Raw genomic sequence first — 18,149 nt, forward strand, 5'->3', positions numbered from 1 at the left:
TCGTCATCGCATTCACTTTGTGAAGTAAAGTACACTAAAATTCGCTAAAATGCTTAGACTTTAGGCTTAAGCTATTTGTGTTTTCAACGCGGTTTCAGTATTGTTGGCGCGTTTTCATTCAACCGTTATCTAGGGAGATAATTATGAAAGTTGCCGTATTAGGTGCCGCCGGTGGTATTGGCCAGGCATTATCGTTATTGCTTAAATTAGATTTACCTGCAGGCACAGACTTAGCGTTATATGATTTGGCGCCGGTAACCCCGGGTGTTGCGGTTGATTTAAGCCATATCCCTACCGCTGTTAAAGTAACAGGTTACGGTAAAGAAGACTTAAACACTGCACTGGCTGGTGCTGATATCGTGATGATCCCTGCCGGTATGCCACGTAAGCCAGGTATGGACCGTTCGGATTTGTTCAACATTAATGCCGGTGTAGTAAAAACTTTAGCTGAGGCGATTGTGCAACAGTGTCCGAAAGCGCTGGTGGGTATTATTACTAACCCGGTAAATACTACTGTAGCTATTGCTGCTGACGTATTTAAAAAGGCTGGTACTTACGACCCGCGCCGCCTGTTCGGTGTAACGACACTGGACGTGATCCGCGCTGAGACTTTTGTCGGTGAATTAAAAGGTAAGAATCCAACAGAAGTGACAGTGCCGGTAATCGGTGGTCACAGTGGCACCACTATTCTGCCATTATTATCACAAGTTGCAGGTGTCAGCTTCTCTGATGAGGAAGTTGCATCATTAACACACCGTATCCAGAATGCCGGAACCGAAGTGGTTGAAGCTAAAGCCGGTGGCGGATCTGCTACGTTGTCAATGGGGCAGGCTGCTGCGCGTTTCTGTATTTCTCTGATCAAAGGCTTACAGGGCGAAAAAGTAACGGAATATGCGTATGTTGAAGGTAACGGCGAATATGCCCGTTTCTTTGCTCAGCCAATTACGCTGGGTAAAAACGGCGTAGAGGCATTACTGCCAATCGGCACTTTAAGTGCCTACGAGCAAAAAGCCATGAACGATATGCTGGGTACACTAAAAGCCGATATCACTTTAGGCGAAGAGTTTGTAAAGAATAACTAAGTTATTTTCAGTATAAAAAAAGGCGCATCAGCGCCTTTTTTTATACCCGGCACATTTAGTGGTTGCGGGACACAGCAATATTGGCCAGCGCCAGTAATGCCTGTTTATATTCTGATTCTGGTACTGCAGCCAGAGCCTGCCGCGCTTTCTCTGCCTCTTGTTCTGCTAGCTGGCGGGTGTACTCAAACGCATTGGTTTCATGCAGCGCTGCCATAATGGCTTCAAAATGCGCCATACCATTACCTTCTGCTATAGCCTCACGTATCAGGCCTTGCTGGGCAGCAGAGCCATGTTTTAAAGCATGGATTAATGGCAGGGTCGGTTTGCCTTCAGCCAGATCGTCGCCGATATTTTTACCAAGCTCGGAGGCGTCAGCCTGATAATCCAGTACATCGTCAATCAGCTGAAACGCGGTGCCAAGGTGCATACCGTAAAGCTTCATACCGTTCACGATAGCTTCAGGTTGATTGGTAATAATAGCGGCTAACTGGGTGGCGGCTTCAAACAGCTTTGCAGTTTTGCAGTAAATAACCTGCATATAGCTTTGTTCAGTGGTGTCGGGATCATTTACGTTCATCAGCTGCAATACTTCACCTTCGGCGATAATATTGGTCGCGTCGGCCAGAATATTCATGATGCGCATATCGTTAAGCGATACCATCATCTGAAACGAACGGCTGTACAGGAAGTCACCCACTAACACACTGGCCTGGTTACCAAACACGGCATTGGCGGTTTGTTTGCCCCGGCGTAAAGTGGACTCGTCTACCACGTCATCATGTAATAAGGTCGATGTGTGGATAAACTCTATAATAGCGGCAACGGTAACATGCTCATTACCCTGGTAACCCAGTGCTCTGGCTGCCAACACGGCTAACAGCGGGCGTAAGCGTTTGCCGCCACTGTTAACGATGTAGATACCCAATTGATTAATCAGGGCCACGTCAGAGTTTAGCTGCGAGAAAATGTGCTGATTAACAGCTTTCATATCTGTAGATGATAGCTGCTGGATCTGTTCGAGCGTCATGAAAAACAACTGCTTAAACCATAGAATGTCGCTAATTCTACACCATTGGGCGGGCTGTCCCAAAGCAAAACCGGATCCTTTTGTCAGCAGAGTGATCTTTTTTATATTACTACTTGCGGGGGTAGGGGAAATTGCGTACAATTCGCGCCCTGTGAATTGAATTAACACGCCCCTTAACCAAGCGATGGCGTGCTTTGTACGGAGTTAACTATGTACGCGGTTTTCCAAAGTGGTGGCAAACAGCACCGTGTGACGGAAGGTCAAACTCTACGTCTAGAAAAACTAGATTTAGAAACCGGCGCAACAATCGAATTTACACCGTTGATGGTCGCTAATGGCGAAGATATCAGTATCGGTGCACCTTTAGTAGAAGGTGGTAAAGTAGTAGCGGAAGTGGTCACTCATGGCCGTGGCGATAAGCTTAAAATCGTTAAATTCCGTCGTCGTAAGCATTCACGTAAACAGATGGGCCACCGCCAGTGGTTCACTGAAGTGAAAATTACCAGCATCAGCGCGTAACAGGAGTATCGACACATGGCAAGTAAGAAAGGTGTAGGTAGCACTCGTAACGGTCGCGATTCAGAAGCTAAACGCTTAGGTGTTAAGCGCTTCGGTGGCGAAACAGTTTTAGCTGGTAGCATCATCGTACGTCAGCGTGGCACTAAGTTCCACCCGGGCACTAATGTTGGTATCGGTAAAGACCACACTTTATTCGCTTTAACTGAAGGTAAAGTGAAGTTTGAAGTGAAAGGCGAGTACAACCGCAATTTCGTAAGCATTGTCAGCGAGTAAGCTGATAGGCTTCAGAAAAACCCCGCCTGAGTGCGGGGTTTTTTATTAAACAAGTACAGCAAGTTGCATAATGTAATGTTAGCGGCACACTTGTACTTAACCTACGTTATACTTATGCCAGTTAAGTTGTTAACTGGTTTTAATCTGATTAATCAGGACGCGCCCGATGAAGTTTGTAGATGAAGCGGTAATTCGAGTTGAAGCCGGCGACGGTGGCAACGGCATTATCAGTTTTTTACGTGAAAAGTTTATATCAAAGGGTGGCCCTAACGGCGGCGATGGCGGCGATGGCGGCGATGTTTATCTAGTAGCAGATGAAAACCTGAACACTTTGGTGGATTACCAGTTCGAAAAGTTTCATCGTGCTGAGCGCGGTGAGAACGGTGGCAGTGTAAATTGTACCGGCAAACGAGGCGTTGATCTTGAACTGCGGGTACCGGTAGGTACACGCACCGTAGATGTGGATACCGACGAGATAATGGGTGATTTAACCCGTCACGGTCAGCGTTTACGTGTAGCCAAAGGCGGTTGGCACGGTTTAGGTAATGCGCGTTTTGCCACCAGCACTAACCGTGCACCGCGGAAAAAAACTAATGGTACACCGGGTGAAATTCGTAACTTGCGACTGGAGTTATTATTACTGGCAGACGTAGGCTTACTTGGTTTGCCTAATGCAGGAAAATCGACGTTAATTCGTGCTGTGTCAGCGGCAAAACCCAAAGTGGCTGATTATCCTTTTACAACATTAGTACCTAACCTTGGTGTCGTGCGGGTTGAGTCTCATCGCTCTTTTGTTATTGCCGATATCCCGGGGTTGATTGAAGGTGCCGCTGAAGGTGCCGGTTTAGGTATTCAGTTTTTAAAACATTTAGAGCGTTGCCGTTTATTGTTACATGTTATTGATGTGCTACCGGCTGATGGCTCAGATCCTGCTGAAAATGCCGTGACCATCGTGCAGGAACTGGCGAAATACAGCAAAAAGCTGGCAGGTAAACCACGCTGGCTGGTATTTAATAAGCTGGATTTGGTTATGGAAGATGAGCTGGATGAGATCATTGCCAGTGTTACTGCGGCGTTAGATTGGGAAGGCCCGGTATTTAAAATTGCCGCTGCTGCCCGTACCAATACTGAACGCCTGGCAGCTGATATTCTGAATTATATTGAGCTGTTGCCGGTAGATAAGCCTGCTGAATTGCTTGCTGATCCGGTGAGCTTTAAGTGGGATGACATTCCGGCAGATATGCAGCCGGTTATTGATGAAGACGACGATGATGATGATTTTGACGATGACGATTATGATGTCGAGGTTATTTATCAGCGTTAAGGCAAGCTTATGATTATCTCCATGGTAGCAGCGATGGCTGCCAATCGTGTTATAGGTAAAGATAACCGGATGCCCTGGCATTTACCGGCAGATCTAAAGCATTTTAAGGCCGTAACACTGGGTAAACCGGTAGTGATGGGCCGTAAAACCTTTGACTCTATTGGCCGGGTGTTGCCCGGGAGGCGTAATATTGTTATTAGCCGCCAAACAGTAACGGATCCGCGTGGCGCAGAATGGGTTAATAGCTTAACGCAAGCTTTTGAGTTATTGCATGACCAGCCTGAAGTCATGGTGATTGGCGGCGCTGAGATATACCGGCAGTGCTTGCCCTTAGCGCAGCGGTTGTATTTGACGGAGATATCATTGGAAACAGAAGGTGATGCCTGTTTCCCTGATTATCAGGCTGCTGGCAACTGGGAAGTGGCAGAGCAAAGTTTTATGCCGGCAGATGATAATAACCCGTATGATTGTCGTTTTATTACCCTGATACGTAATTAGCTACTGCTGGCTATATTTGCACCTGCTGCTGCATATTGTTAAGATGCTTCAGGTTGTGTTCAGCAAGGAGTAGTAAATGAGATTATTACCAACGTTGTTTTGCGGTGCTGCTTTGAGTATTACCGCACTGGTATCGCCGGTTGCGGTAGCAGATGATCAGTTAGCTGCTTCTATGTGTGATTATGTGGCAGCTGATGATAAAAACCGTCTGAGAAAAGTTCTTAGTGACTATCGTCTGCGTTTGCGCAATATATACGATGGTGTGGTATGTAACGGTGAAAGTCTTATCCGGCATGCTTTTAAAAACAATGCTGCAGATGTTGGCGAGTTTATTGTTAAACAGTTACCGGGGTCTGCTGTTAGTGCATCAGGTGATATTGCCTGGGCTGAAGCAAACGGCTTTACGGCTTCACCATTACTGGCTGTGCTGAAAAGCCGTGCCGGTGAAGGTGACTAAAATTAGTATGTAAATAAAAAAATCCGCCAGCTGGCGGATTTTTTTATTGTTAGCAGTTAAATCAAACTTTGAACTGATCTACAGAAACACGTAACTCTTCTGCCAATCTGGCTACTTCATGGCTTGATTCAGAAGTTTGTTCTGCACCTGAGGCCGTTTCTTCTGCAATAGAAACAATCGACTCCAATAGTTTGCTAATCTCATGCGATACCTGATTTTGCTCTTTAGCCGCATCGGATATTTGTGTACTCATATCATGTGCCAGGTGCACTGCATGGGTAATAGAGTCCAGTGCTTTGGTTGCCACCTCAGTTTTTGCCACACAGTTTTCAGCTTGCTTTTTACCTTTATTCATTGCTTCTACTGCAGCCTGGGCACCGCTTTGCAGCACCTGGATCATTGCCTGAATTTCCTGCGTAGAAGCCTGGGTCTTACTGGCCAGCGAACGGACTTCATCGGCTACAACTGCGAAACCACGGCCTTGCTCACCGGCGCGGGCGGCTTCAATAGCTGCGTTTAATGCCAGCAGGTTAGTTTGCTCGGCAATACCCCGTATTACATCCAGAATACTGCCGATAGAGGCGCTGTCTTTGTGTAATTTATTGATAACAACCGAAGCCTGTTCAACCTCGTGTGACAGCTGGAGAATAATAGATTTATTTTCCAGAGAAATGCCTTTCACACGCTCTGCTTCATTGTCAGCATTTTTAATTTCCGCAACTGCATCGTTAGAGCTTTGCAGTACGCCCTGTGCTGTGCTGCTCATCTCTGTGGTAGCTGTTGCTGCCTGGGTAACCTGAGATTTCTGCTCACGTATAGCTTGTGTGGTTTGTACCGTAATGGCTGAAGTTTGTTCAGATGCTGCTGCCAGTTGAGTAGAGCGGGAAATAATGCCCTGGATCAGTTGCTGCAAGTTAGCAATAACCTTATTGCAGTTACGGGCCAGCTCACCAAACTCATCTTGGGCGCTGTCATCCAGTTTTTGTGTCATATCACCGGAGGCCACTACGCCCAAGATTTGATTTACCTTAGCCAGAGGAATAGAAATACTGCGCACAGTCAGCGTTGCAATAACAACGGAAACAATAATTGAGATCAGCACCACGATGAAAATCAGCGTAATAGCGTTAGATACGCCTGAAGCTGAGTCTTGCTGAATCTTTTCTGCTGCCGTGCTGGCCTGATTTAACAGGCCGGCAAGGCTGGCCATAGCACTGGCGGTTTGTTGTTCTGCAGAAGCCAGCAGTGCCGTTGCATCTGCAGTGCTTTGCAGCCGCCGGGCTTTTAACTCAACAATACTGTTGTTGCCAGCCAACAGAGTGTTAATTTCAGCAAATTTTTCCGCTAAATCATCAACCAGACTTACCTGGCCTGCAGTTTCCGTTTTGATTGTTTCAAATTGATCATTAAGCTCTTTTAACCGGAAGGCAATTTCATTGCTGATGGTATTGGCAGTGGTGTCTGATGTCGTACGGTTTAAATCTACTACGTTGCTGATTAAGGTGTTTATACCCGTCTCAATGCCGGTTGCAGCCTGGTAAGAACGCGGAAAGCGGCGCTGTACATCACGCGTGTCTGTAAAATCCAGAATTAATGAGGCTGTATCATCGGCTTGAGTTTCAAGCTCAGCAAGTTTGCTTTCAATGTTGTCACGCAGAGTTAAGTTATTTTCCAGTTGCTGGAATAATTGCGTAGTGACAGGAGTAAAGTTGCTGTAGGCTTCATTTACGGTTTCTGCTGCTTTTTTCAGCGTTGCTTCATGTTGTACGGCAGTGCTCAGACTTTTTGCTGCCTGAGCGTAGCGCTGTTGTTCTTCAGAAAACAATGTTCTTAACGAAGATACTTCCTGCAAAGAAGTCGCATAGAATGCTTGCAGGCTTTGTTTGCTCATTACCACGAAACCACTTTGCATTAACGCGCTTTGTTCCAAAGCAGGTATTGAAACCTGGTTTACTTCTGCAGTTGAGGCACTGATATTGTTCAAACTTACATAAGATGTTGTACCTATGATTAACAGGAGTAGCGAAATGATGCCAAACCCACCAATCACCCGTAATGCTACGGTTAACTTCATAATAACTCCCATTTTTTGTTTTTTTATGCAGCCTGACTCAGGCAGCAAAGCTTAACAATCCCGGACAACGCCGTTAAATATACAGGTTTCGAGTTACCCCTGCTACACTATAACGTTGTTGTGTATCAATACAATATGCAGTTAACGCATTACCCCAGACACAACCGGTGTCAAGTGCATGAATATTTGCTATCGGACTATAACCATTTAATGCAGCCCAGTGACCAAAGAACAGTTCAGGATGTGTTTTTGTGCGCCAGAATTCATACCAGGGCACCAGTTGAGTTTGATTCCTCGGGTGGCCTTTTTCTTTTAGTTCAAGCGAACCATCCTGACGGCAAAACCGCATCCGGGTGCAACTGTTAATCGTGAAACGCCAGCGTTGTTCGTCTGATGTTGCCTCGCGGTAGCGTTCGGGTTTGTTACCGTACATACTGCTTAATAACGTTACCGGGTCGCGTTGCAGTAATTGTTGCACGGCTGTGGTAGCAACAATAGCATCGTCCAGTTGCCATTCCGGCGCCAGGCCGGCATGGACCATCATAAAACGCTGATCAGCACTGAAATGCAGCAATGGTTGCTGGCTTAACCACTGCACCAGTTCTTCCCGCTGCGGGCTGTCGAGCAGTGGTTGCAATTTATCCTGTTGCTTAACAGTGCTCAGGCCATAATGGCAGGCAATAAAGTGCAGATCGTGGTTGCCAAGTACTGTAACGGCCTTGTCACCTAATCCTTTAACAAAAGTAAGGCATTCAAGTGACTGCGGGCCTCTGGCTATCAGATCACCACAAAACCAGAGTTGATCCTGCTGCGGGTTATAATTGATATGTTCAAGCAGGCGTTGCAAAGCATCGTAGCAGCCTTGTAAATCACCAATAACGTAGGTAGCCATTAGTTAAGAATGTTTGGCATAGCCAGACGAAACAGCGGAATAGCGGCATGAAAGCGCTCTTGCTGGGTAGTCATCATTTCATAGTGGCCCTGCATAGTGCCAACCGGCGTTTCCAGTACTGCGCCGCTGGTATAACGATAGCTGCCGCCGGGAGCCAGATGAGGCTGCTCACCGATAACGCCTTCGCCTTCAACTTCAGTTTGTTTACCGTTGGCATCGGTAATTAACCAGTAACGTCTTAACAGTTGTATCGACTCGCTGCTGTGATTGCGAATGGTAATAGTATAAGCAAATACATACCGTTCAGCGGCAGGATCTGACTGTGCAGCAATGTAGTAGGTTTCAACTTCTACCGGGACGTTAAAATGTGATGTCATACTGCTGATTCCTGCTGTTGCAGCCATTGGGCTACGCGCACAAAGTCGGCCACGGCAAGTTGCTCCGGGCGCTGGCCGGGATTAAGCCCTAACTGCTCTAATTGCTCAGCACTGGCAAAATTGCTAAAGCAATTACGAATTGTTTTGCGCCGTTGGTTAAATGCTTCCAGACACACCCGGTTTAGCACTTCTGCAGGCACTGCAGCACGCTCAGCTACGGCGCGTGGCAGTAAGCGTACAACGGCAGAATCAACTTTGGGAGCGGGTTTAAATGCGCCAGGCCCCACTTCTACTACCGGCATGGCTTCACAATAGTATTGTGTCATGACGCTTAAACGGCCAAATGCTTTACTACCGTGAATTGCAGTCATACGCTGCACCACTTCTTTTTGCAGCATAAAATGCATGTTTTCAATCAAGTCTGCGTACTGGAACAGGTGAAATAACAACGGCGTAGAAATGTTATAGGGTAAGTTGCCAAAGATTTTTAGTTTTTTACCTTCCTGTGCCAATGCAGTGAAATCAAATTTCATGGCATCGGCCTGATGTACTGTCAGTTTAGCGGCCAGCGTTGGGTGCTGCACCAAACGCTCAGCCAGATCTCTGTCTAATTCGATAACGGTCAGATGGCCTGCAGCTTCGGCAACGGGTTCCGTCAGCGCACCCAGGCCCGGGCCAATCTCAACCAGTAAATCGTTTGGTTTAGGTGCTATGGCTTTAACAATACGGCCTATTACCTGGGGGTCATGCAGGAAGTTTTGGCCAAAGCGTTTACGGGCGCGGTGGCCTAAATGTACATTATCAGTCATGTAGAGTCGTCGTTTTAGTGGCCAGTGTAATAGCCTGATTAACTGCGTGAAATAAACTGCCAGCATCGGCTTTGCCTGTGCCGGCTAAATCCAGTGCGGTACCGTGATCAACCGACGTTCGGATTAACGGCAAGCCAAGGCTGATATTAACAGAACGGCCAAAGCCCTTATGCTTGAGTACCGGCAAACCCTGATCATGGTACATGGCCAGCACGGCATCGGCATGATCCAGATATTTGCTCTGAAACAATGTATCTGCCGGTAACGGCCCTATCAGCTGCATGCCCTGAGCCCGCAGTTCATTCAGGGTGGGGATAATAATATCCAGCTCTTCTCTGCCAAGGTGGCCATCTTCCCCGGCGTGAGGGTTAAGGCCACATACGTAAATTCTGGGGGCCGCTATAGCAAATTTTTGCTGCAAATCCTGATGCAGTATCGTCAGCACTTTCAGTAAACGTTCTCTGGTAATGGCTTTTGCCACATAGGCTAACGGAATATGTGTGGTGGCCAGAGCAACGCGCAGGCCTTCTGTTGCCAGCATCATAACCACATAAGGGGTATTGGATTGCAACGCAAAGAATTCAGTATGGCCGCTAAAAGGAATGCCAGCCTGATTAATAATGCCTTTGTGCACCGGGCCGGTTACGATGGCGGCAAATTCACTGCTGATACATTTTTCGCCGGCGAATGTCAGGGTATCAACTACATAACGGCCATTGGCAACATTAAGCGTGCCGGCAATAACCGGCTCTGCCAGGGCAAAGTCTGCTACCGTCAGTGTGCCGGCCTGTTGTGGTTGGGGTGTTGCTTGGGCATCGTAGGGGATAATGTTCAGCGCCAGCCCGAGTTGGGCGGCGCGCTCAGTTAACAAGGCGGCATTGGCACATACAACCAGCTCTACCGGCCACGCCTGCTGGGCAAGGGTAATAACTAAATCTGGCCCTATGCCTGCCGGTTCCCCCGGTGTAATGCCAATTCGCAGTGTCATCAGCCTTCTGACCTTACTTCAATATGAGCATCAGCACGCAGTTCGCGTAAAAAGTTAGCAGACTCTTCGTTATAACGGCGGTTGAAAATCATCCGGTATACCTGCTGGCGTTTTTTATCTGCAGTGGCGTCTACCGTACGTTTTTCCAATACCTGGGCAATATGCCAGCCATGTTCTGTTCTGAACGGCTCGCTGATTTCATTAACCTGTAACCGGTTTAACGTATCGCGAAATGCAGGAACAAATACATCTGGTTCGCTCCAGCCCAAATCGCCGCCGTTCAGTTTAGAGCCCGGATCTTCAGAATGTTGTTTGGCCAATTCAGCAAAGTCGGCTTCGCCGGCACGTAGCTTGGCAGCAAACTCAGTTAGCATGGTGCGGGCACGATCTTCACTCAGGATAATTGAAGGTTTAATTAAGATATGCCGTGATTTTACTTCGTTAATTTCGGCGACATTCTCACCGCGTATGTCAAAGATAGTTAGAATATGGAAGCCTGCGCCGGAACGCAGAGGGCCAACAATATCGGTTTTCTTGCGGCCACGAATAGCTTCTGAGAACAACGTGGGCATTTCATTAATGTTCATCCAACCTAAATCACCGCCTTCAAGAGCATTGGCACCTGATGAGGACGCAATAGCGATACGTTTGAAGTCACTGCCGCTGCGCAGCAGTTCCATTACTTTGTCTGCCCGATCTTTAGCATCGTTAATATCGTCTGACGTGGCCTGGCTGGGAATGGAGATTAGGATATGGCCTAAATTGTATTGCTCGTTACTGGCGCCTTGCTCTTCCATCAGTTTAAGCAGGGTGTCTACTTCCTGCGGGCTGATATAAACGCGGCGCTGTACGTTGGCCCTGACCACTTCGCCAGTGATCATTTCTTCACGCAAACGTTCACGAAAGCGCTCGTAGTTGCCTTCTTCTGCAATTACCTGCTGGCGAAAAGCATCAAGCGACAGGTTTTCGCTTTGCGCTATATTTCTGATGGTGTCATCCAACTGAGCATCGCTTATCTGCAAACCCATACGCTGCGCCATTTGCAGTTGCAAATTTGTCATAATCAGACGTTCTGATGCCTGGGTACGTAAAGCGGCATCAGACGGCAAGGTTTGGCCCTGACTGGCGGCATTACGTTTTACCCGTTCAACGATATCGTTAATGTCACTTTCCAGCACTACGCTGTTATCAACAATAACCGCTACCCGGTCTATTTCACGCTCAGCAGCAAGGCTGCTGCAGCTGAAGCCGCATAATAAGGCGGCACAGATAAGTTGTGATAGCTTCATAAATTCCTACATCAATTAGTTAATAAGTATGGCTTGCGGTAGCTGAAAATACCGTTGGACAGCATGTCGGTTACACCGAAACCGGCACTGTCACCAAAGCCTTTAAGGACAAACTGTAATCCAATGCTGCTATCCAGCCCGCTGGCGGTATCAAAAGCATCAACCGGCAGCTCAAGATCAGTCAGTATCTGACGTCTGGCTACCAGGCGTACGGCCCAGCAGCATGATTCGTATTGCACACCAAAGCTGGCATCTATCATACGATGATTCGTCACATCCCGATAGTAAGTACCCACCAGTTGCCAGCTGTCGCTTACCGGCATAGTACCCAGTACGCCCATTTGCTGGATTTCCTGACCTGAGACTGCCCGGCTGTATCTATGGTTCAACTGAAACAGGCTTTTACCGCTGCCGCGGTAGTCCAGTGATGCATTGCTTTTGATTAATTGCTCGCTGTCGATGTCGTACTGCACGGCAGTACTGAAATACCACTTACTGAACCAGTGCCAAATCATCTCAGCAGCCAGCATAGATTCTGCTGACGTCAGATCGTCAGCAATATCTGTTTTGTCTGGTTGTAGCTTGGGATCTGACAGAAAGAAAATCTGCCCGAGGCTGAAACGAAACAACTCGTTATCAATGTTATCGTAGAAACGGGTCGTCCAGCCTACTGTCAGTTGGTTTGCTTGATTAATCCGGTCCAGGCCTGAATAGCGGTTTTCCCGGAACAGGCCGTAGTAATCGTCCTGCAGGCGGGTGGTGTCGTACAAACCAATATTACTCTGATCCCGGTAGGGGATATAAAGGTATTGGATCTGTGGCTCAAATGTATGTAGTGCAGGTTCACCAAACCAGTCGTATTCGCGTTCAAAGTTGATGCGCGAATGTAACCGTACTTTAGGTATGGTACGGGTAACCGAACTACTGATGTAATCGATGCTATTGTCATCAAAGTCTTGCTGATAATAGGTATACATCAGGCTGGCTTGAGCAGTAAGTTCGAGTGCCGGTGTAATAAACGGAATTTCAATACCGGGCTCAATATGCAAACGGTCAGCGTTGGTGATTTGCGCAGTGCTGTTTTCAAAATGAGCGTATTGCGCCTGCCAGTTAAAATTAACATTTGGCAGCAGGCTGTATGGTTTGGCTGAACTCAGGCTAAGCTCGGGTAAGGTGCTGTAAGCATTGTTATAGTTACCTAATACTTCAAAACCCTGTACTTTCAGGTGTGAGTGTACCTGAGTACCGTAATAACTTAATGCCGCCTGACGTAGTAATTGGGTATCGCTCTGGTTGCTGTAGTCTGAACCTAACTCGGTTAAATAGGCGTCATCGCTCACGTCGGTAAAGTCGATGTAACCTCTTATCTCAGAAGTAAAGTCGCTTAAATGGCTGATGTGGCTCAGATAACGGCTGCCAAAATCTGAAGGTTTTTCATCGTCAGAATGCAAATACTCCAGCTGTAAATTACCGCGGTGTTGCTCTGTCAGATAGCGAAACTCAGATTTAAGCTGGGCACCGCGCTTACTCATATAACGCGGCGTCAGCGTCATATCATAGTTTTCTGCCAGATTAAGGTAATAGGGTTGCTCAAGATCCAGGCCTAAACGTTGCGAGTTACTTATTTTGGGCAACAACAGACCACTGCGCCGGTTCTCATTAACCGGAAATGTCAGGTAAGGCAGATAAAATACCGGAATATCTTTAATTTTAAATACCGCATTGCGGGCTTCGCCCCAGCCTTCATTTTCTTCAATACGAATTTCGCTGGCGTGCAGGGCCCAGCTGTTATCGTCAACCGGGCAGGTAGTGAATAAGGCGCTGTCTAATGTCAGCAGTTGTTCTGTAGCAGTAAGCTCCGCTGCATAGCCACGGCCCGCCTGAGCTAAAAACCGGTAGTTGGCATCACTAAGGCTGGCTTTATCATTATTTAGATCAGCGCTGAATTCTGAACCACTAACCTGAATGGCGCTGTTAAAGTATTCGATACCGCCAGCAGCTAACACGGTTTGCTGGCTGCTGCTGAAGTTAGCTTTAGGGGCAATTAACAACGTATCCCGATAGCTTATTTCAACATTACCAGTGAACTCAGCTGTTTGATTACCCGATAAATTAACATTGTCTGAGCTGATACGGATTGCCGGATCTTTTGCATTTAGCTGGTTAAAGGCAGCAGGAGGCTGAACTGGTGCATAACACATAGCTGTTGGCGGAGTTTGAGCATGGCTGTCAAAGCAGACAGCACCAACCGGAACGAAAAAAAATACCGCTAAACCATGCTTCATGCAGCTACTCTTGCCTTAGGTAAAGGTTAACATTATCAGGTGTACAAAGGACTTGCTATGATAAATCAATTTTAGAAATCCTGCTAATCCGATATAGTGCGTGCAGTCGATAATCTCGTTGTGACAAAAGGGTTTGATTGTGTGGGGTAAAATTCTCGGGGCCTTGTTTGGCTTGGCTTTACTGAAACTGCCTGGCCTGTTGATCGGCATACTTATCGGCCATTGGTTTGATCGGGCTTTTAAGCAACAGTTTGAGAAAAATGGCGGTTTTACTGGCCTGTTTAACGATAATCTTGATGAACAGGCGTTATTTCGCTATACCACTTTTGCGACCATGGGCCATGTTGCCAAAGCTACCGGAGTGGTTACCTCGGCTCATATCAGCCAGGCTACGCAGTTTATGAACCAGCTCGGTTTAACGGCGGCCCAGCAAAAAGAAGCTCAGGCGGCATTTCGGGACGGTAAGGCGGTAAGTTTTCCACTTCAGCCGCAGTTAAACAGTTTTTATCAGGCTTACCGGCGGCGGCGCGACGTGTTACAGCTGTTTGTTGAAATTCAGATCAATACCGCTTGTGTTAACGGCCAGATGACTGCAGAGCAATATGCGTTATTGCAGCAGGTGGCCGGGCATTTAAATTTCAGCAGTGTGCAGTTGGATGCGTTAATTATGGCATTTCAGGCGCAGAGTCGCTTTGCCGGGCGTAATCAACCAGCCAACAGCACAAGGCACAGCCTTACAGACGCTTATAAAGTACTTGATGTAGAAGAGTCTGTCAGTGATGCGGTATTAAAGAAAGCGTACCGTAAGTTAATGGCGCAGCATCATCCGGATAAGCTGATGGCGCAAGGTGTACCGGCAGAGATGCTGGAGGTGGCAAAACGCAGAACCCAGGACATTCAGGCTGCTTATGAGCTGATAAAACAACACAGAAACCGTAGTAAATTATAAGCCGACTGAAGTAAGCCAGCCGTATATTTCCTGCAATACCCATTCTTGCTCATCGTAATGGTAACCGGAACCGACAATCTGGCGTTGACGATAAATGGCCTTAAGCTGTTTTTTCGCCAGTTGCTGGCGCAGTTTCAATTGACTGCTGACATATGGATTATCATATTGATGATTAATATCCAGAGTTGGGATCTGATGGGATGCCACAGCTTTGGCCAACTGCCGGTTGAGTTCCTGATCCGGCAGGTAGGCGCCCAGCATAATAAATGCCGCTGGTTCTTGCAGTTGTTTGCTGGCATATAAGCGGTTGAGTACGGCAGCACTGCTGCCCTGTGCAATAACTATACTGACCCCTGATTGTTGCTCTGCAGTGTGTTGTGCGGCTTCCATTCGGGCTTTCAGGCTCAGTTGATACTGCTGCAGAATCTCTTCGCTCAGCGGATGCTCTGGGTAAGAGGGGGGCATAATGGCCAGCGTATGCCAGCCATAGTCATTGAGTTGTTGGCGTAAATGATCAATATGTTTCGGGCTTGCCGCATGTTGAGACCAATCAGGAACCAATATAGCCGTGCCTTTGGTAAAGCTGGTCATATTCTCACGTTGCAGCAGTAAAAACGTACTGCCGTTTACCGTTTGTTCTGTTTGCTCATACGCTGGTAACTGCCGGTTCAGATCTGCAGTTAAGGCTTGCTCAGGAGTTATCTGGCTGGCATAGCTGCCAGCTGCCATGCCAAGTATTGCAATTAGAAGTCCAACAAGTAGGTAAGGCATAAGCTGGCCTTGTTTGCAGCGAATAATCCATTATCGGCTGGCCGGGATAAGTCTTTAACGGGGTTGCTCGTGTTAATGGGTTTTTTCCTGGGCAAGTACCTGGGTTTGCACCTGTACATATTTAGCGAAGGTATAAAGAATTTGCGATTTATAGTCGAACTTTATATAAGCCGCGTGTTGTTCTAATACTTGCACTGAGGCTGCTGAGGGCAGAATAAAACAGAATTTTGTTGCCTTAAACTCTACCAACGCCCGTGCCATTTCCTGTAGTTGTTCATTTTCTGCCAGGCGGGCAGTTTCTGTCTCTGAATTGCAAACGTGAGAATTGTCCATCAGGCTGACAATAACAGGCACCTGCTCTGCAGATGTAGTAAAACAGCAGAGTACGCTGGCATAGCACCACAAACGAAGTGGCCGATAATAATTTGACATAACAGACTCCAGACCTGAAAAGCAGCATTTTCTTCCCTGTTGCAGTTTTTCAGACAATCAAGACAGACTGGCTGTCATATCACTGTGGCATCACCAGCGCACGGCGACATGCTAGCACAGCTTTTTTACAAGGTGCAGCCTGTTTTTTACTAAGCGGACGACAAAATAAGAAAGCCGCTGATTTACAGCGGCTTTTTTCTGGAAAACTTAAATTAACGCAGTACAGGCTCTTTAATTGTCGCTGTTACTTTAGCTTCAATACGCTGGTTAGCGGCGTGAGCTGCAGAAGTATTACCTTCAACGCGTGGACGTGTTACACCGTAACCTACAGCGCTGATACGTGAAGGAGCAATGTTAAACTTGTTCTTCAGGATATCTGCAACAGAGTTAGCACGGCGCTCAGATAAACGCATGTTGTACGTCGGGTTACCGATGTTAGATGCGTGACCTTCAATCATTACCGTTGACTCTGGGAAACGTTGCATAAATGCACCCAGGCCTTCTACGTCAGAAATTTTGTTAGCCGGAATAGCGGCAGAATCGAATGCGAAGCGAACTTCGATATCAACATCGCCAACCGCTGCCATTTTCTCTTCAAAAATAGTACAGCCGGTTGCATCTACTTTATGGTTTGCAGGGGTGTTTGCACACTTATCCATGCTGTCTGGCACGCCATCACCGTCAGAATCTACCGGTGCCGCCTGAACAGGCGCTACCGGGGCTGGTGCAGGTGTTGGTGCCGCTTTTTCAGCAGGAGAACCAAAAGCATAAGTCATACCCAGTTTGATACCTGCGTCACCGTATGATTCGTCAATACCCTGATAGCGGTTAGCTTCAGCATATAACGCGAAATTCTGGTTGAAGAAGTGTTTGTAACCCAAACCCACATTAAACGCTGTGGTATTTTGAGCAGCATCGAAACGTTTTAAACCACCAACCAGATAAACAGAAGATAACTGTGGCAGATGATACATTACATCTAAACCATAGCGGTTACCGTTAACATCTGAACCATCCAGTTTTGATTGTAATTCCATGCGGGCATATTCTGCACGGATGGCCCATTGCTCAGTCAGGTAATAACCTAACTCAACGCCGTAACCCCAATCTTTCTCCATATAATTCCAATCTGGAGATTCAGTTTTCTTTGTATCCGGCATGTAATACTCGCCAAACAAAGAACCAAATACACGCTCTTTCAGATCAGCTGCAGTTACAGTATCTGCATTTGCTGCAAAGCTGAACAATGGTAGAGCTGTTGCTACAGCCAGAAAAGTTTTATTAAGTTTCATCCATATCTCCTTAGACTACACTGACACTTTTAACAATTAAGTTATTATAAGTTGATTTTTGATTTTTTTGTAGATAGAAATTAATTTCTATTAACTAAAAATCTTATTTGTATTTGCATATGATATACCACTTATCTGAACCGTGGGTTAATAAATACAGGAATATCTTATTAAAAAGGACTTTTAGTAATAAAATGTAATCGTTGGCCTGATGTAGGATGGGTAATAACCAGTTTTTCGGCATGTAATTGCAGCCTGCCCTTTGTATTACCATAAAATTTGTCGCCGAGTATGGGGTGTTGCAGCCATTGCATGTGTACCCGTAACTGATGCGAGCGGCCGGTTACCGGTGTTAACTTTAACCGGCTACAATGTTCTTCCCGGTGTAACACCTGATAATGTGTCAGTGATGGCTTACCATATTCAAAGCAGACTTTTTGCTTTGGCCGGTTTGGCCAGTCGCAGATTAATGGCAGGTTTATACTGCCGCTGTCTGCTTCAACCCGTCCACTAACCCGCGCAATATAATATTTCTCTGTTTCACGTTGTTGAAACTGGCGGTTAAGTTCACGCTGGCTGTTGGCCGTCAATGCCATCACGACAATGCCAGACGTTGCCATATCTAACCGGTGTACTATGCGCACACCGGGCCAGACCAACCGCGCGCGATACTCGAGGCTGTCTTTGTGCTCGGGTGCTTTACCAGGTACTGTCAGCAGGCCACTGGGCTTGTTAAATACCACCAGGGCGTCATCCTGATACAAGATATCCAGATAAGGCGACGTTGGTGGCTTGTACTCCAGCAACATAA

Annotated in this window: 19 protein-coding genes; 7 read left to right on the plus strand and 12 right to left on the minus strand. The window is 46.9% G+C overall.

The features are described 5' to 3' along the window. The first annotated feature begins 143 nt into the window (after nt 1-143). On the plus strand, nt 144-1,082 hold the full coding sequence (mdh, locus tag M2404_RS04940) for a malate dehydrogenase (protein ID WP_259238611.1): 939 nt from the start codon (nt 144-146) through the stop codon (nt 1,080-1,082). 55 nt (nt 1,083-1,137) lie between these two features. On the opposite strand, the gene ispB is transcribed toward mdh, so the two are convergent. Continuing rightward, nucleotides 1,138-2,109, minus strand: coding sequence for an octaprenyl diphosphate synthase (gene ispB, locus M2404_RS04945; RefSeq protein ID WP_259238612.1), 972 nt, complete (start codon nt 2,107-2,109; stop codon nt 1,138-1,140). A 210-nt stretch (nt 2,110-2,319) separates the two neighbouring features. Between ispB and rplU the strand changes: the two genes are divergently transcribed. The 5 genes from rplU to M2404_RS04970 all read left to right on the plus strand — a co-directional run bounded on the left by rplU (nt 2,320) and on the right by M2404_RS04970 (nt 5,180). Next, entirely contained in the window at nt 2,320-2,628 is a 309-nt protein-coding gene (rplU, locus tag M2404_RS04950) for a 50S ribosomal protein L21 (RefSeq protein WP_068233856.1), read from the plus strand. 15 nt (nt 2,629-2,643) lie between these two features. Further along, nucleotides 2,644-2,901 carry a 50S ribosomal protein L27 gene (gene rpmA, locus M2404_RS04955; protein ID WP_068233853.1) on the plus strand — a complete coding sequence of 86 codons (258 nt, stop codon included), beginning with the start codon at nt 2,644-2,646 and terminating at the stop codon, nt 2,899-2,901. Nucleotides 2,902-3,067: 166 nt separating this feature from the next. Further along, on the plus strand, nt 3,068-4,225 hold the full coding sequence (cgtA, locus tag M2404_RS04960; protein WP_259238613.1) for an Obg family GTPase CgtA: 1,158 nt from the start codon (nt 3,068-3,070) through the stop codon (nt 4,223-4,225). Between the two features lie 9 nt (nt 4,226-4,234). Then, on the plus strand, nt 4,235-4,723 hold the full coding sequence (gene folA / locus M2404_RS04965; protein ID WP_405047772.1) for a type 3 dihydrofolate reductase: 489 nt from the start codon (nt 4,235-4,237) through the stop codon (nt 4,721-4,723). Between the two features lie 76 nt (nt 4,724-4,799). Continuing rightward, on the plus strand, nt 4,800-5,180 hold the full coding sequence (locus M2404_RS04970; protein WP_259238614.1) for a DUF3718 domain-containing protein: 381 nt from the start codon (nt 4,800-4,802) through the stop codon (nt 5,178-5,180). A gap of 61 nt (nt 5,181-5,241) precedes the next feature. On the opposite strand, the gene M2404_RS04975 is transcribed toward M2404_RS04970, so the two are convergent. The 7 genes from M2404_RS04975 to lptD form a co-directional block, all read right to left on the minus strand. Beyond that, nucleotides 5,242-7,254 carry a methyl-accepting chemotaxis protein gene (locus M2404_RS04975; RefSeq protein ID WP_259238615.1) on the minus strand — a complete coding sequence of 671 codons (2,013 nt, stop codon included), beginning with the start codon at nt 7,252-7,254 and terminating at the stop codon, nt 5,242-5,244. A gap of 73 nt (nt 7,255-7,327) precedes the next feature. Beyond that, a complete protein-coding gene (locus M2404_RS04980; RefSeq protein WP_259238616.1) occupies nt 7,328-8,146 on the minus strand; it encodes a symmetrical bis(5'-nucleosyl)-tetraphosphatase in 819 nt (272 codons plus the stop codon). Beyond that, entirely contained in the window at nt 8,146-8,523 is a 378-nt protein-coding gene (gene apaG, locus M2404_RS04985; RefSeq protein WP_259238617.1) for a Co2+/Mg2+ efflux protein ApaG, read from the minus strand. The genes M2404_RS04980 and apaG overlap by 1 nt, the downstream gene beginning before the upstream one ends. Next, nucleotides 8,520-9,332, minus strand: coding sequence for a 16S rRNA (adenine(1518)-N(6)/adenine(1519)-N(6))-dimethyltransferase RsmA (gene rsmA / locus M2404_RS04990; RefSeq protein ID WP_259238618.1), 813 nt, complete (start codon nt 9,330-9,332; stop codon nt 8,520-8,522). Before rsmA ends, apaG begins: the two co-directional genes overlap by 4 nt. Further along, nucleotides 9,325-10,320 carry a 4-hydroxythreonine-4-phosphate dehydrogenase PdxA gene (pdxA, locus tag M2404_RS04995; protein WP_259238619.1) on the minus strand — a complete coding sequence of 332 codons (996 nt, stop codon included), beginning with the start codon at nt 10,318-10,320 and terminating at the stop codon, nt 9,325-9,327. The genes rsmA and pdxA overlap by 8 nt, the downstream gene beginning before the upstream one ends. Next, on the minus strand, nt 10,320-11,609 hold the full coding sequence (gene surA, locus M2404_RS05000) for a peptidylprolyl isomerase SurA (protein ID WP_259238620.1): 1,290 nt from the start codon (nt 11,607-11,609) through the stop codon (nt 10,320-10,322). The genes pdxA and surA overlap by 1 nt, the downstream gene beginning before the upstream one ends. Nucleotides 11,610-11,620: 11 nt before the next feature. After that, nucleotides 11,621-13,894, minus strand: coding sequence for an LPS assembly protein LptD (lptD, locus tag M2404_RS05005; protein ID WP_259238621.1), 2,274 nt, complete (start codon nt 13,892-13,894; stop codon nt 11,621-11,623). 139 nt (nt 13,895-14,033) lie between these two features. Here lptD and djlA point away from each other — a divergent pair, with 139 nt between their 5' ends. Further along, nucleotides 14,034-14,843 (plus strand): co-chaperone DjlA, encoded by an 810-nt coding sequence (gene djlA / locus M2404_RS05010; protein WP_259238622.1) that lies wholly within the window; start codon nt 14,034-14,036, stop codon nt 14,841-14,843. Here djlA and M2404_RS05015 read toward each other — a convergent pair. From M2404_RS05015 to M2404_RS05030, 4 genes are all read right to left on the minus strand, one after another. Further along, nucleotides 14,838-15,572, minus strand: coding sequence for an alpha/beta hydrolase family protein (locus M2404_RS05015; RefSeq protein ID WP_259238623.1), 735 nt, complete (start codon nt 15,570-15,572; stop codon nt 14,838-14,840). The genes djlA and M2404_RS05015 overlap by 6 nt on opposite strands. Nucleotides 15,573-15,686: 114 nt before the next feature. Next, the gene (locus M2404_RS05020) at nt 15,687-16,046 is read right to left on the minus strand and encodes a hypothetical protein (RefSeq protein WP_259238624.1); all 360 of its coding nucleotides are present in this window, start codon (nt 16,044-16,046) and stop codon (nt 15,687-15,689) included. Between the two features lie 212 nt (nt 16,047-16,258). Beyond that, entirely contained in the window at nt 16,259-17,338 is a 1,080-nt protein-coding gene (locus M2404_RS05025; protein ID WP_259238625.1) for an OmpA family protein, read from the minus strand. Between the two features lie 170 nt (nt 17,339-17,508). Continuing rightward, nucleotides 17,509-18,147, minus strand: a complete 639-nt coding sequence (locus M2404_RS05030; RefSeq protein WP_405047773.1) for an RluA family pseudouridine synthase — start codon at nt 18,145-18,147, stop codon at nt 17,509-17,511. Nucleotides 18,148-18,149: the final 2 nt, after the last annotated feature.

Source organism: Rheinheimera pacifica, from assembly GCF_024809855.1.
In the GTDB taxonomy this organism is placed as follows: domain Bacteria; phylum Pseudomonadota; class Gammaproteobacteria; order Enterobacterales; family Alteromonadaceae; genus Alishewanella; species Alishewanella pacifica_A.